Annotated in this window: 14 protein-coding genes; 7 read left to right on the plus strand and 7 right to left on the minus strand. The window is 60.9% G+C overall.

Annotation, left to right across the window (positions count from 1 at the left end):
• Nucleotides 1–9: 9 nt before the first annotated feature.
• Complete coding sequence (petA, locus tag AC1ECN_RS09495) at nucleotides 10–588, minus strand: ubiquinol-cytochrome c reductase iron-sulfur subunit (RefSeq protein WP_026154254.1); 579 nt, start codon at nucleotides 586–588, stop codon at nucleotides 10–12.
• 284 nt (nucleotides 589–872) lie between these two features.
• On the opposite strand from petA, the gene AC1ECN_RS09500 reads away from it, so the two are divergent.
• Entirely contained in the window at nucleotides 873–1,805 is a 933-nt protein-coding gene (locus AC1ECN_RS09500; RefSeq protein ID WP_130662008.1) for an endonuclease/exonuclease/phosphatase family protein, read from the plus strand.
• On the opposite strand, the gene AC1ECN_RS09505 is transcribed toward AC1ECN_RS09500, so the two are convergent.
• Complete coding sequence (locus AC1ECN_RS09505; protein ID WP_477952832.1) at nucleotides 1,761–3,674, minus strand: ABC transporter ATP-binding protein; 1,914 nt, start codon at nucleotides 3,672–3,674, stop codon at nucleotides 1,761–1,763. The genes AC1ECN_RS09500 and AC1ECN_RS09505 overlap by 45 nt on opposite strands.
• A 162-nt stretch (nucleotides 3,675–3,836) precedes the next feature.
• Between AC1ECN_RS09505 and AC1ECN_RS09510 the strand changes: the two genes are divergently transcribed.
• Entirely contained in the window at nucleotides 3,837–4,067 is a 231-nt protein-coding gene (locus AC1ECN_RS09510) for a ribbon-helix-helix domain-containing protein (RefSeq protein WP_130662010.1), read from the plus strand.
• A gap of 111 nt (nucleotides 4,068–4,178) precedes the next feature.
• Here the strand turns inward: AC1ECN_RS09510 and AC1ECN_RS09515 are convergent, their stop codons facing one another.
• Nucleotides 4,179–6,035, minus strand: coding sequence for an ABC transporter ATP-binding protein (locus tag AC1ECN_RS09515; RefSeq protein WP_018495879.1), 1,857 nt, complete (start codon nucleotides 6,033–6,035; stop codon nucleotides 4,179–4,181).
• A gap of 386 nt (nucleotides 6,036–6,421) precedes the next feature.
• Between AC1ECN_RS09515 and AC1ECN_RS09520 the strand changes: the two genes are divergently transcribed.
• Together AC1ECN_RS09520 and AC1ECN_RS09525 are read left to right on the plus strand one after the other, a co-directional pair.
• Nucleotides 6,422–6,883, plus strand: a complete 462-nt coding sequence (locus tag AC1ECN_RS09520; RefSeq protein ID WP_018073950.1) for a tRNA (cytidine(34)-2'-O)-methyltransferase — start codon at nucleotides 6,422–6,424, stop codon at nucleotides 6,881–6,883.
• Between the two features lie 211 nt (nucleotides 6,884–7,094).
• Nucleotides 7,095–8,741: a Na/Pi cotransporter family protein gene (locus AC1ECN_RS09525; protein ID WP_130672936.1), complete on the plus strand. Its 1,647-nt coding sequence runs from the start codon at nucleotides 7,095–7,097 to the stop codon at nucleotides 8,739–8,741.
• Nucleotides 8,742–8,744: 3 nt separating this feature from the next.
• Here the strand turns inward: AC1ECN_RS09525 and AC1ECN_RS09530 are convergent, their stop codons facing one another.
• Nucleotides 8,745–9,005: a hypothetical protein gene (locus tag AC1ECN_RS09530; protein ID WP_003541775.1), complete on the minus strand. Its 261-nt coding sequence runs from the start codon at nucleotides 9,003–9,005 to the stop codon at nucleotides 8,745–8,747.
• A 175-nt stretch (nucleotides 9,006–9,180) separates the two neighbouring features.
• On the opposite strand from AC1ECN_RS09530, the gene hemF reads away from it, so the two are divergent.
• The 3 genes from hemF (at nucleotide 9,181) to AC1ECN_RS09545 (ending at nucleotide 10,765) form a co-directional block, all read left to right on the plus strand.
• Nucleotides 9,181–10,092: an oxygen-dependent coproporphyrinogen oxidase gene (gene hemF, locus AC1ECN_RS09535; RefSeq protein WP_477952836.1), complete on the plus strand. Its 912-nt coding sequence runs from the start codon at nucleotides 9,181–9,183 to the stop codon at nucleotides 10,090–10,092.
• A 103-nt stretch (nucleotides 10,093–10,195) separates the two neighbouring features.
• Complete coding sequence (locus AC1ECN_RS09540; RefSeq protein WP_024319518.1) at nucleotides 10,196–10,465, plus strand: hypothetical protein; 270 nt, start codon at nucleotides 10,196–10,198, stop codon at nucleotides 10,463–10,465.
• Between the two features lie 114 nt (nucleotides 10,466–10,579).
• Nucleotides 10,580–10,765, plus strand: a complete 186-nt coding sequence (locus tag AC1ECN_RS09545; protein WP_018073946.1) for a DUF1059 domain-containing protein — start codon at nucleotides 10,580–10,582, stop codon at nucleotides 10,763–10,765.
• Here AC1ECN_RS09545 and AC1ECN_RS09550 read toward each other — a convergent pair whose 3' ends face one another.
• From AC1ECN_RS09550 to AC1ECN_RS09560, 3 genes are read right to left on the minus strand one after another with little or no spacing between them, the layout of a single operon-like run.
• Entirely contained in the window at nucleotides 10,766–12,019 is a 1,254-nt protein-coding gene (locus AC1ECN_RS09550) for a CCA tRNA nucleotidyltransferase (RefSeq protein WP_130672938.1), read from the minus strand.
• Nucleotides 12,016–12,666, minus strand: a complete 651-nt coding sequence (locus AC1ECN_RS09555; RefSeq protein ID WP_018073944.1) for a CoA pyrophosphatase — start codon at nucleotides 12,664–12,666, stop codon at nucleotides 12,016–12,018. Before AC1ECN_RS09555 ends, AC1ECN_RS09550 begins: the two co-directional genes overlap by 4 nt.
• Complete coding sequence (locus tag AC1ECN_RS09560; protein WP_477952838.1) at nucleotides 12,663–13,286, minus strand: DUF1285 domain-containing protein; 624 nt, start codon at nucleotides 13,284–13,286, stop codon at nucleotides 12,663–12,665. The genes AC1ECN_RS09555 and AC1ECN_RS09560 overlap by 4 nt, the downstream gene beginning before the upstream one ends.
• Nucleotides 13,287–13,330 lie beyond the last annotated feature (44 nt).

The following is a 13,330-nucleotide window of genomic DNA, read 5'->3' on the forward strand; positions in this document are numbered from 1 at the left end:
AGTCTCCCCTCAACCGATCTTGATCTTGGTATCGGACAAAAATGAAAAGGTCGGAATCGCCAGGTTCTGCGGCGCCGGACCTTTGCGGATGCGGCCGGCCGTGTCGTAGACCGAGCCATGGCAGGGACAGAACCAACCATTGTATTCGCCGGCCTGGCCGAGCGGCACGCAGCCGAGATGCGTGCAGGTGCCGATCATGACGATCCAGTTTTCCTTGCCCTTGCCGCCGGAACGGTCAACACCCGTTGCCTGAGCGTCGACAGGAAGGTTTGCATTGCGCGCGATCGGGTCCTTCAGATCACCAAGCTGGACGGCGTTTGCCGCTTCCACTTCCTCAGGCGTGCGATTGCGGATGAAGATCGGCTTGCCGCGCCATTTGACCGTCAGCGACATGCCAGGCTCAAGGCTGGCAACGTCGACTTCGATGGAGGCGAGAGCGAGCGTCGAAGCGTCAGGACGCATCTGATCGATGAATGGCCAAGCGACCGCAACGGCGCCGACGGCGCCTGCCATACCAGTGGTGAGATAAAGGAAATCACGGCGAGTGGGTTCGCCCATGCCCTCGCTTGTCGTTTCGTGTTCGCTCACGGCTAACATCCTCTGCGCAATTTTCGCGGAATTCCGCCCTGCCCCCTCTACCGGCGAATCTCTCTGGACACAATTCGGCCATAGATTCCCCGGCAATCCGGCGCGTTCTATGCTTGATCGCAAATTATGTCCAGCCTTGGCAAGGGGATGAGGGCACAATGTCGCGGGAAATTTCGGATGAATTTTTTAAGGCAAACACGCGCTTGCCATTATGTTGCATTGCAACAAAAACGGCCTCGTGATAGGCGCAGTCGCAGCCACGCCAGCGAGCCGGACCGGAGCGGATGAGAGACACGATTTTTTGCGTATTCAGCGTCCTGACGACCCTCGTTCTCGCCATCGTCTCCCTGCGATATGTTGCCGATTTCTATCTGCTGTCGTTCTTTTACAGCTTCCAGGTCCATCTGGCGGTGGCCGGCGTAGTGGCCTCGCTCGCAGCCCTTCTCGTCAAGCGGCACTGGTATGCACTGCTGACCCTCGCGGTATCGGCGGTCCTTGCCGTCCACGGCGTCGTGATGATGCGCGAGTTCATCGAACCATCAGTCGAGGAGAGCCGCCCGGCCCTGTTCAGGCTGATGTCCTTCAATATCGAGAACGATAATTTCGCAAACGGCCCTGGCATCGCCGACATGGTCATCGCCTCGGGCGCCGATGTCGTCAACATCCTGGAGGCCGAACCGCTGCTGTCTGAACTGCCGCGGTTGTTGAAGGCCTATCCCTATTATATCGGATGCGGCGTCGGCATGGAGCAATGCGATACGCTGGTCTTGTCGAAACGTCCGCTGATCGAACCCCGCATCCGCAATCTCGGCCTGCTCTGGCGCAATCGGCTGACGATCTCGACGATCGATTTCGACGGCCAGAAGGTCAATTTCCTCGCCGCGCACCTGACAAAACCTTATTACGATGAGTTCCACGGCCTCGAAATTTGGGATCTAGCAGAGATCATCCCCTCCCTTTCGGGACCACTCGTCCTTGCCGGTGATTTCAATACGTCGATTCTGGCGCCAGACGTGCAGTATCTCATGCGCACCCAGGGCTTGGGCACGGTATCGCTGGAGCCCGCGACATGGCCGATCCGGGCTGGCGCCTTCGGTATTCCGATCGATCACGTCTTTACCCGGGCGCCGCTGCGGTTGAAATCGGTCCGCCGTATCGAGAGCGGCTTCGGATCAAATCATTTTGGCCTGATGGCGGAATTTGTCATCGACCCTTGAGCCCGTGTCCTCATCCGTAGCGAGGAAGCCGCCGGACTGGCGCGCCCAAAGTTCGGCATAGAGGCCGCCGCGGCGAAGCAGTTCGTCATGACTGCCTTCCTCGATGATCCGGCCGAGATCGACGACGATCAGCCGGTCGAGCGCGGCGATCGTCGACAGCCGATGGGCGATCGCAAGCACCGTCTTGCCTTCCATGATCCGGTGGAGATTGGACTGGATCGCTTCTTCCACTTCCGAATCGAGCGCCGACGTCGCTTCGTCGAGAACGAGGATCGGCGCGTCCTTCAGCATGACGCGGGCAATCGCGATACGCTGCCGCTGCCCGCCCGACAGTTTGACGCCGCGTTCGCCGACATGTGCATCGAAACCCCTGCGGCCCTGCTGATCCTGCAGGCGTTCGATGAAGTCGATGGCTTCGGCGCGCCTGGCTGCCTCGACCAGCCCCTCCTCGCCGGCATCCGGCCGTCCGAACAGGATATTGTCCCGCACGGAACGATGCAGCAGCGAGGTGTCCTGGCTGACGACGCCGATCTGCATCCTGAGAGATTCCTGCGTCACGGCTGCAATATCCTGGCCGTCGATCAGAATGCGGCCATCCAGAATATCGTAGAGACGCAGCAGCAGGTTCATCAGCGTTGATTTCCCCGCGCCCGAACGGCCGACGATCCCGACCTTTTCGCCCGGGCGGATGGTCAGGGAAAAATTCTCGACGACCGGCTGATGACCCTTGCCGTAGCGGAACGAAACATTGTCGAAGCGGATGCCGGGCTGCCGGATCACCAGGCTCTTCGCATCCGCCCGATCGACGAGCACCAGAGGCTGGGAGATCAGCTCGGCGGCATTCTGGATGGTACCGAGATTGCGCATGATGCCGTTGAACTGCGTCATCAGCCGTCCGAGCAGGAAATTCAGCCTGAGCACCAGCGCCAGCGAAAACGCCACGGCGCCGGAACTCACCAGGCCGCGCAGCCAGAGATCGACGCTCAGCCCCGCCATCGTTACGATCATCAGGCCGGAGAGCAGCGCCATGGAGGCCCTGACGCCCGTGATGAACCGCGTGAAGCGCAGCACCGTATCCTGATAGATATCGAAGCCCTGCCGCATGTAGCGATCGCTCTCCTCGTCGCGTGCAAACAGCTTCAGCGTCTGCATGTTGCTGTAGGAGTCGACCATCCGGCCATTCAGCATCGATCCGGCTTCCGCCGTTTCGCGGGAATGATGGCGGATCCGCGGAACGAAGTGGCGCGCAAGCAGGCTGAAGGCGCAAAGCCAGAACAGCACGACGGCGGCTAGGGAAAAGTCCAGCCGGGCGACGAGCACGAGCGTCGTTACGGCATAGATGCCGACGAACCAGACGCTTTCCATCAGCGAGGTGACGAGATCGCCGGTTGCCTGCCCCGCCGACCAGACCTTGGTGACGATGCGCCCGGAGAAATCGCTCTGGAAGAACGACAATGACTGCCTGGAGACGTGGAGATAGGATTGCCAGCGAGCGAGATTGTAGAAGCCCGGCGTGATCACCTGCTGGTCGACGAGCGCGATCAGGAAGGCGACGACGAAGCGTACGAGCCCGATAAGGGCGAGCATGCCGAACAATTCGCCGCCATGGGCGGCGAGAAGACCGTTCCAGCCCGCACCCGGCGTGATGCTCCCGAGGATATCGACCAAGCGTCCGACGAACCAGAACAATGCAGCCTCGATTGCCGCCGACGTCCCACCGAGAACGAGCATGGCGATAAACGGCATCCTCGCCTGGCCGATATAGAACCAGATGAATCCGAGCGTCGAGCGCGGCGGTTGGAGATTGGCGCGTGGGCGGAACGGGTCGATCCAGGTTTCGAACCGGCGGAGGATGGGGTTCAGCAACATAGAAGCGATATAGGCGGATTAGCCGACCCGGCAAAGGGAATGAAAAGCGGACAGAATGTTATATTTTGGTAATTATCGATAACATCGGCGGCATCGGCATTGACTGCCCCTCAACCGGTCACAATCTGACGATACGATCGCGCTTCACCGGAGACAACGTCCATGGAAACGAAAATGCTCGATGCGCATATTCCGCTTCCGCTTGCAGAAAGGCTGGATGCCCTGGCCATCGACCTGGCGCTGCCGCGCGATGAAATCGTCACCGAGGCCATCACCGCCTGGATCGACCAGGAGGAGCGCCGCCGCATCACAGCGCTGCGCACGATCGCCGCCGCCAACACCATCGTCCTCATCGAACATCACCGCGCGATTGATTGGGCCGACAGCCTTTGAACAGCTAAGAAGCAAACGCGGTCAGGTCTTCAGCAACCGTCCGGCAAGCTCACTGCCATCCTAAGAATTCAAGAGGCCCTCCCGCTTCCGTGGGGAGGGCCTCATTTCATCTTATTCCGCCGCCACTTCCGCTTCCTCGGCATGATCGGAGAGGAAGCCGCCGGACTGGCGGTTCCAGAGGTCGGCATAGATGCCGCCTCCCGCGATCAGTTCGCTGTGCGAACCGGCCTCGATGATCCGGCCCTTGTCGAGCACGATCAGCCGGTCCATCTCCGTCAGCGTCGAAAGCCGGTGGGCGATCGCGATCACCGTCTTGCCCTCCATCAGGGCGAAGAGGTTTTCCTGGATCGCCGCCTCAACTTCCGAATCGAGCGCCGAGGTCGCCTCGTCCAGCACCAGGATCGGCGCGTCCTTGAGGAAGACGCGGGCGATCGCGACGCGCTGCCGCTGGCCGCCGGAGAGCTTGACGCCGCGTTCGCCGACCTGCGCATTCAGCCCTTCGCGGCCCTGCAAGTCGACGAGACCTTCGATGAACTCCCAGGCATTCGCGCGTTTGGCGGCCTCGATCACCTCGGCGTCCGTTGCATCGGGGCGACCATAGGCGATGTTGTCGCGGATCGAGCGATGCAGCAGCGAGGTGTCCTGCGTCACCACGCCGATCAGCGAACGCAGGCTTTCCTGCGAGACGCCGGCGATGTCCTGCCCGTCGATGGTGATGCGGCCGGCCTCCAAATCATAGAAGCGCAGCAGCAGGTTCATCAGCGTCGTCTTGCCGGCGCCGGAGCGGCCGACCAGGCCGACCTTCTCACCCGCCTTGATGTCGAGCGAAAGGTTGTCGATGACGCCCTTGCTCTTGCCGTAGTGAAAGCGGATGCGGTCGTAGTGGATCGCACCCTTCTTCGCCGTCAGGGTCGGTGCGCCCGGCTTGTCGACGATGTCGTGCTGTTTGCTCATCATCTCCATGCCGTCATAGACCGTGCCGATATTCTCAAACAGTGCCGAGACTTCCCACATGATCCATTGCGACATGCCGTTGACACGCATGGCAAGACCGATGGCGATGGCGATGGCGCCGACCGAGATCGCCCCATTCAGCCAGAACCAGATCGACAGGCCCGAGATGACGAAGAGCGCAACGCAGTTGTTCACATAGACGCAGATGTGGAAGAGCGTCACCTTGCGCATCTGCTTGTGCACGGTCTGCAGGAACTCGTCCATGCCCTCCTTGGCATAGACCTCCTCGCGGCCCGCATGCGAAAACAGCTTGACCGTCGCGATATTCGTATAGCTGTCGACCACGCGCCCCGTCATCATCGAGCGCGCATCCGCCTGCGCCGCCGCGATCTTGCGAAGCCGCGGCACGAAATAGGCGACGATGCTGATATAGACTGCGAGCCAGACGAGGATCGGGATCATCAGCCGCCAGTCAGCGGCTGCGATGACGATGATCATCGTCAGGAAGTAGGTGACGACATAGACGAAGACGTCGAGGATCTTCATCACCGTTTCGCGTACGGCAAGCGACGTCTGCATCACCTTGGTCGCGACACGCCCGGCAAACTCGTTGGCAAAGAACGACATGCTGTGGCGCAGCAGGAAGCGGTGCATCTGCCAGCGTGCGATCATCGGATAATTGCCGAGCATCATCTGATGCATGATGAGCGAATCGAGCCCGGCCGTCAGCGGCAGGCCGACCAGCACCAGCGCCGCCATCCAGAACAGCTTGTGGCCTTCTCTCTCCAGGAATGTGGCGCGGTCGGCATTGGTCAGCCAGTCGACGATGTCGCCGAGGAATTGGAAGAGCGCCACTTCGCCGATCGCGATCAGCGCGGTCAGCACCGCCATCAGGCCGAGCCAGGGCGCAGCCGGTTTGCTGTAGTGCCAGCAGAAGGCAAAAAGACCTTTCGGCGGGGCGACGGGCTCCTCGCTCGGAAAGGGATTGAGTCGCTGTTCGAACCAGCCAAACATGAAATTGCTCCGAAACGTCATCATTCCGGCTCCCGGCTTCGCGCCATCCCAGCGCTATGCAAGCACATATGGGAACCGAACGTTCAAGGGGCGAGGCTGAGACAGCCGCACAAGGGATCAAAAAAGGAAATTCAGGGAAGAAACCCGCACTATCGGCGGAAAATCGCACCGCTTGGCATCACGGCCGGGAGGCGCACATACAGCAAAATATTCATTCTGGCGCTCCTTGCTGGCGATTAAAGATATGCACCGATAACGCGAAAACGAAGAATTTTCCAGCCCTGTTCTGCCAAAAATTTCATCTTTTCGGGTCAAAACGCGCCCTGTTGCGTCGAAATCACAGTTGCATTAGGCGTTTTGCGGTGAAAGCAGGAAGATGGCGGATCATGACTTCACTCAGACTGGCACTCTATCAGCCGGATATTCCAGGCAATACCGGCACGATCCTGCGTCTTGCCGCCTGCCTTGGCTTTGCGGTCGATCTAATCGAGCCCGCCGGCTTCGACATCTCCGACCGCAACCTGAAACGGGCGGGAATGGATTATATCGCCGCCGCCGCCCTCACCCGCCATGTCAGCTGGGACCGCTTCGAGGCATGGCGTCTGACCACCGGCCGCCGCCTGATCCTCGCCTCGACCAAAGCTGCGGAGCGCTACACCAATCTTGCCTTCCGGCCGGACGATATCCTGCTCTTCGGTCGCGAAAGCGCCGGCGTGCCGGATCAGGTGCATGAGGCAGCCGATGCTCGCGTCCTGATTCCGATGGTCGAAGGCCAACGCTCAATCAATGTCGCGGTTTCGGCTGCGATGATCGTCGGCGAAGCAATGCGCCAAACCGTCTGGGCCTGACCAACTCGCAGCGCTGGCGGAGCACATGCGATGGATTTACCGAACAGCTCCGGAATATGTCGCAAAACGGCGTTGTCAATCGGTCAGACTGGGGTATATTTATTAGCCGAACAACCAAAACTTTCGTATAGCCTCCACGATTCCAATAACTTGGGGCCAGAGAGGAAAACAGCATCTCTTCAGACCGACGAAAGAAGAATAAAAACAAAAAATGGACTCCACAATCATCATGATCAACCTGTTCGGCGCCGTGGCTCTGCTGCTGTTCGGCCTCGCGCAGGTGAAGGATGGCGTGACGAGGGCCTTCGGCGCCCGCCTGAGAACAGGCCTGGCGACCGGCACGCGTGGCAGTCTTCGTTCTTTCCTGTCAGGCCTCGTTGCAACCGTCGCGCTGCAGAGCTCGACGGCCACAGCACTGATGACAGCCTCCTTCGTCGAGCGCGACCTGATCAAGCCGCGCATGGCGCAGATCGTCCTGCTCGGCGCCAATGTCGGCACGGCAATCACTGCCTGGATCGTCGCCACCGGCATCGAATGGCTCTCTCCTCTTCTGATTCTTGTTGGCATTGTGCTTTACCGCGGCCGTTCAAGCTCCAGCCAAGGCGGCGGCACGGCGCTGATCGGCATTGGGCTGATGCTGCTGTCGCTGCATCTCCTTGGCCTTGCGACGGAACCGATGCGCGCCTCTCCTGCTCTCGCCGCCTTCATCGGCCTGCTGGACGGCGCTCTGCCCGTAGCAATGCTCGTCTCGGCAGCACTCGCCTTCGCGTCCTCGTCGAGCCTCGCAGTGGTGGTGCTCATCCTGTCGCTCGCCTCGGCCGGCGTGGTCTCCGCCGAACTCGTCATCGTGCTTGTGCTCGGCGCTAATCTCGGAGGTGCGATACCGCCGGTTATCGCGACATTGTCCGGCCCGGCTTCGGCGAGGCGCGTCACCCTCGGCAACCTCGCCGTCCGCACGCTCGGCTGCCTCATCGCGCTGCCTCTGGCGGGATATGGCGCGGAGTTCATCCAAATGCTGCCCTTCGGTTCCGCCAAGCTGCCGGTCGATGCGCATCTTGCCTTCAACCTTCTGCTGGCGGCGCTGGCCTGGCCCTTCTCCCGGCCGCTCGCCACCCTGATGGCCCGACTGGTGCCGGATCAGGCCGAGCCCGATAACGCGCCGAAATATCTGGATGCACAGGAGCTTTCGACGCCGGTCGTTGCCCTCGCCAGCGCCACCCGCGAAGTGCTCGGCGTCGGCGACTTGATCGAGCGCATGCTCATCCGGGTCTCCGAAGCTTTCGAGCATAACAGTGCATCCAAACTTGCCGAGATCCCGGCCCTCGAAGAGCGCGTCGACCGGCTGCAGCAGGCGGTGAAAGTCTATCTCTCGAAGCTTGGCCGCGAGGGTCTCAGCGACGAGAACGCTCGCCGCTCGATCGTCGTCATTGATTATGCGATCAACCTCGAACATATGGGCGACATCATAGAGAAGGGCTTGCTGGAGCAGGTGGCGAAGAAGATCTCCCTCGGCCTGAAATTTTCCGAGGACGGTCATCAGGAACTGCGCAAGCTGTTCGATCTGACGATCGACAATCTGCGCGTCGCCCAGACGATCTTCGTCACCCGGGACTTCAATCTCGCGCGTCAGATGATGGAGGTAAAGGTCGAGGTGCGCCGGATGGAAAAACAGTCTGCCGAGCGCCATCTCGAACGTCTGCGTGACGGCCGCGCCGACAGCTTGCAGACGAGTTCGCTGCATCTCGACATGCTACGCGACCTGAAGCGCCTCAACGCCCACATCGTCTCTGTGGCGCATCCGATCATGGACGAAAGCGGCCTCTTGATCGAAAGCCGCGTGCGCGCTGACGCGAAGTGACGGTCAGTCGGCCGAAGGCAGGCGGCGCATGGTGAATTCGATCTGGTCGCCGTCGAGCTGGCGCCAGCTTTCCACCTCGGTCCAGTAAGCGGCTTTCGGATATTCGTCGAACCATTCGCGCGCCTTGGCGCGTGCGTCCATGAGGCCGAGGCAATATGTCTCACGCACGAAATGGTCTTTCTTGCTCGGGGGATTTTCCGCCCGATGTCTCGCTATCCTGCGCTTCAGGCCGTCGAAGGACGGAGGTCCTGGAACTTTTTTCATCAAACCTACCTCCTCGGAAAAGGTAATATCGAAATTCTCGATTTGCGAGTCGAATCTTGGAAGCGCCCAGTCCTTGCCTCGGCTTGGCGAGATGCGGCCCCAACTGCTAATCATGGCGTGCAATCAGGAATGAGCGAGTCGCCTCCGAAGGAGATGTCGACCGTCGGAGGCGTAAATGGAAAGACCGGAACTGCCGATCGGCTTGCCCGACGATATCGAAGAGAAGAAGGCCGCCGCCCGCAATTGGTTCGAGGGATTGCGCGATACGATCTGCGCCGCCTTCGAGGCCATCGAGGATGAGTTGGAAGGGCCGCTCTCCGACCAGGAGCCCGGCCGCTTCGTCGCCAAGGACTGGTCGCGCGAAAACGCCGGCGGCGGCGGTGGCCGGATGTCGATGATGGAAGGCCGCGTCTTCGAAAAGGTCGGCGTTCACACCTCCACCGTCTACGGCGAATTCGCCCCGGATTTCCGCGCCCAGATACCCGGCGCCAAGGACGATCCGCGTTTCTGGGCCTCGGGCATCTCGCTGATCGCCCATCCCGTCAACCCAAACGTTCCGGCCGTGCATATGAACACCCGCATGGTCGTCACCACCAGCCGCTGGTTCGGCGGCGGTGCCGACCTGACGCCGGTGCTGTCGCGCCGCCGCACGCAGGAGGACGAGGACAGCCAGCTCTTCCACAAGGCCATGGAGATCGCCTGCCGCAATCATGCCGTCGCCGATTACGACGCCTACAAGGCCTGGTGCGACGAATATTTCTTCCTGAAGCACCGCAACGAGGCCCGCGGCATCGGCGGCATCTTCTACGACTGGCTGCATTCAAGCGAGGAAGCCGGCGGCTGGGRCGCCGATTTCGCCTTCACGCGCGATGTCGGCCGGGCCTTTGCCATGGTCTACCCGAAGATCGTCCGCTCCAACTTCAATAAATTGTGGACAGAGGCCGACCGTGACGAACAATTGATCCGCCGGGGCCGCTACGTCGAATTCAATCTGCTGTATGATCGCGGCACGATCTTCGGCCTGAAAACCGGCGGCAACGTTGAATCCATTCTCTCATCGTTGCCCCCTGTTGTCCGCTGGCCATGAAACTGTGATATCTCATCGATAAATTCGAGGTGATAGACCTTCACGAAAACTCAGTGCGTCCTAACTTTATATGTATGTGCGTAACAATCGGAGGAGGATTGTCATGACGATACAAAGTGGCTCGCCTGCGTCCGCGGATGTTCAGGAAACATCCCGCACGATCGACACCCCGGAGTTTCTAACGCGCATCGCCGAGCAACTCAGAACGAAGAGCGGCTCCGATCTGCCGTTGTCCTGCTTCATCGAGCAGGTCAAGCTGCAACTGGCAGGCGGAAAGTCGCCGGAACAGCTGCAGAATGAGGCAGCGGCCGCAAACAGCAACATGCCCGAGCACCTTTCGGATACCTACAAAGCCTGGGCGATGCCCGACTGATACTGCTTTCACCGGCTGGCATGTCGATGCCGGCCGGAACCTTCTCTCCTCCCGCACATTCATCAGTCGCGTGAAAGCGCGATTGTCGTTGTGTTCAGGATAGAGGAAAAGACCATGCGACTTTTCGAATGTGGCACACTCGTTCCCGGCTGCGCCTGGCATACCAGGGCGGATAGTGACGCCGAGGTGGTCCGCCGGGCCGTCGAGCACCTGAAAAGCGCTCACGGCGAAACCACGATCCGCGAGAACATGGTGGATAATATCAAGGCTCGCATCCGCGACGAGGTGAACGCAGCCTGATTATTGCACGCGTTCCTGGAGCCGGGCGAGCAGCGCCGCCCGGTCGGAAACGAAGTTTTCCTCCACCCACTGGCTTTCCAGGCCGGCAAGCAGCTCGCCGACGCGCGGGCCGGACGCAATTCCTGCCGAAATCACGTCGCCACCGTTCAGCGGAAACTGCGGTTTCTTCCATTGCATTGCCCTGTCCAGCAGCTTGATGAGCCGCGCCGACCGCGCCATTTCGTCGAAATCGCTTTCAGCCTTGCCGCGCGCCACCGCAAGCGCGAGCTTCAGCCGCGTCGTGATGCCATCGGCACCGTTGCGGTAAAGCAGCCGCTCGAAAGCAGCCGACGACATCTCGTCATTGGCGGGTGCTGCCATTGCCCACGCCTTGAGAGTGGCCGCCTCCGCATTCGAGAGCTTGAGCCGGGCTGCGAGCACTTCCAGCCGCATCGCATCGGGCGGCACGATCGCCGCAAGGCGCAGCAACGGATCGGGCGTCCAGCCGAGCGCCTTTTCGGTGGTGATCAGCGAAGGGATCGCATCGATCCCCCACCGTTCCGATTCCGGCAGGATTTCCGTCAGCACTGCCACCTGCCGCATCCAGAGCAGTGCCCGGCCGGGATCGCCGGCGCCAAGTAGCTTTCGCAGTTCAGACCAGACGCGTTCTGCCGAAAGCGTCGTCAGTTTCGAACGCGCCGCGGAACACGCTTTCAGCCCTTCCGCATCCGGCCGTCCGGAACCGTAATAGGCAAAGAACCGGAAAAAACGCAGGATGCGTAGATGATCCTCGGCAATACGCCTTGCGGCATCGCCGATGAAGCGGATGTTGCGCGTCTTAATGTCGGCAAGTCCGCCAACGAGATCAACCACCTCGCCCTTTGCATCGGCATAAAGCGCGTTGATCGTCAGGTCCCGCCGTTCGGCATCGGCCTTCCAGTCGGTGCTGAAGGCAACCTTGGCATGGCGTCCGTCGGTCTCGACGTCGGTGCGAAGCGTCGTCACCTCGAAGGGCTTGCCGTCGATGACGAGCGTCACCGTGCCGTGCTCCAGGCCGGTTGGGACTGCCTTGATGCCGGCCGCCGCCGCCCGCTCCATCACCGCCTCCGGTCTGAGTGTCGTGGCTATGTCGACATCGTTGACCGGCAGGCCCATCAGGCTGTTGCGCACCGCACCGCCAACCACCCGACCTTCCCCGCCATCGGCGCTGAGAAGTGTTAGGATCCGGCCGAGCGCCGGGTCGCGAAACCATGCTTGGTCGGCAAGGCCGGTCATGCATAAAGCCTTTCATAAAGCGTGCGGACGATGCCGGCGGTGATGCCCCAGATCATTCTGGTTTCATAGGGCATGCGGTAGAAATGCCGGTCGATGCCGTCGATGACACGCCTGTCGCGGGTGTGATTGGCAGGATCCATCAGGAAGGAAAGCGGCACCTCGAACACGTCGTCCACCTCGGCCGGATTCAGCGTCAGCGCAAAGCCAGGCGTGACGACGCCGAGCACCGGCGTGATACGGAAGCCCGTCGAGGCAAGGTAATTCGGCAGCCGCCCGACGGTTTCGACGAAGGAACCAGCTAGGCCGATCTCTTCCTCCGTTTCGCGGATCGCCGCCATTTCGGGCGAGATATCGGTAGGATCGATCGAGCCGCCGGGAAAGGCGATCTGCCCGGAATGTTTGCGCAGCGTCGCCGTGCGCTTGGTGAAGATCACATGCGCTTCCTCCCCGTCGTCGACGACGGGCACAAGCACGGCGGCGTCGCGCAGCTTGAAGGTCTCGACCTCGGCGACGATATCAGGGTTGAGGATGTGGTCTCCATGATCGCGCCAGGCGTGATCGATCGGTCCGCCATTCTGGTTGAGCGCGCGGCGGCGGAATTCGGTTGCGGAAAACAGCGGGTAGCGGTGGGTGATTGCATCATTCATCGGCAAAGCGCATCCAGTTCGTCGGCCGGCATGACCGGGAAGACCTCGCCGGCGGAGCGGATCWCAAACATCGCCTGCCCCTCCACGTCGAAAGTCTCGCCGAGCGCGACCAGTTCATACATTACCGCACGCGACACCAGCGCCTCCAGTCGCCCGCGCACATGCAGATAGGGTTTCAATTCGGCATTCTCGCCCGCAATGGCAAAGCGCAGCCGATGCTCTCCTCCCGCCTCCACGACATCGCCGACATTGGTGCGGAAGGTCAGCACCTGCTGGCCTTCCCCCTCCGTCACGCTCATCTCCACGGCGATGAAAGGCGCGTCGACGACCCTTATACCGACCTTTTCCACAGGAGTTACGAGATAGGTCTTCTGGTCGTCATCTTTTCTTAAAACCGTCGAAAACAGCCGCACCAGCGCCGGTCGGCCGATCGGCGTGCCCATGTAGAACCAGGTGCCGTCCGCCCGGATTTCCATGTCGATATCGCCGCAGAAAGGCGGATTCCACCGCTCGACCGGCGGTAATCCTCGTTTTTTGCCGGCATTTTCCTGAGACGCGCGCGAAATCAGTGCGGCAAGTCCCGCCGCATCCGCCTGTCCGCTGATTTCCTCGGCTGCCATTCTTCCGTCCCGGTTTGTCCTTAACGAAGTAAAGTCACGAGATA

Source organism: Rhizobium sp. 01N447_2 (genome assembly GCF_056399245.1).

What these genes read in the sequence shown, in the direction of transcription:
- AC1ECN_RS09500 (WP_130662008.1), top strand. Translation starts at nt 873, where the DNA reads ATGAGAGACACGATTTTTTGCGTATTCAGCGTCCTGACGACCCTCGTT.
- AC1ECN_RS09505 (WP_477952832.1), bottom strand. Translation starts at nt 3,674, where the DNA reads ATGTTGCTGAACCCCATCCTCCGCCGGTTCGAAACCTGGATCGACCCG.
- AC1ECN_RS09510 (WP_130662010.1), top strand. Translation starts at nt 3,837, where the DNA reads ATGGAAACGAAAATGCTCGATGCGCATATTCCGCTTCCGCTTGCAGAA.
- AC1ECN_RS09515 (WP_018495879.1), bottom strand. Translation starts at nt 6,035, where the DNA reads ATGTTTGGCTGGTTCGAACAGCGACTCAATCCCTTTCCGAGCGAGGAG.
- AC1ECN_RS09520 (WP_018073950.1), top strand. Translation starts at nt 6,422, where the DNA reads ATGACTTCACTCAGACTGGCACTCTATCAGCCGGATATTCCAGGCAAT.
- AC1ECN_RS09525 (WP_130672936.1), top strand. Translation starts at nt 7,095, where the DNA reads ATGGACTCCACAATCATCATGATCAACCTGTTCGGCGCCGTGGCTCTG.
- AC1ECN_RS09530 (WP_003541775.1), bottom strand. Translation starts at nt 9,005, where the DNA reads ATGAAAAAAGTTCCAGGACCTCCGTCCTTCGACGGCCTGAAGCGCAGG.
- AC1ECN_RS09540 (WP_024319518.1), top strand. Translation starts at nt 10,196, where the DNA reads ATGACGATACAAAGTGGCTCGCCTGCGTCCGCGGATGTTCAGGAAACA.
- AC1ECN_RS09545 (WP_018073946.1), top strand. Translation starts at nt 10,580, where the DNA reads ATGCGACTTTTCGAATGTGGCACACTCGTTCCCGGCTGCGCCTGGCAT.
- AC1ECN_RS09550 (WP_130672938.1), bottom strand. Translation starts at nt 12,019, where the DNA reads ATGACCGGCCTTGCCGACCAAGCATGGTTTCGCGACCCGGCGCTCGGC.
- AC1ECN_RS09555 (WP_018073944.1), bottom strand. Translation starts at nt 12,666, where the DNA reads ATGAATGATGCAATCACCCACCGCTACCCGCTGTTTTCCGCAACCGAA.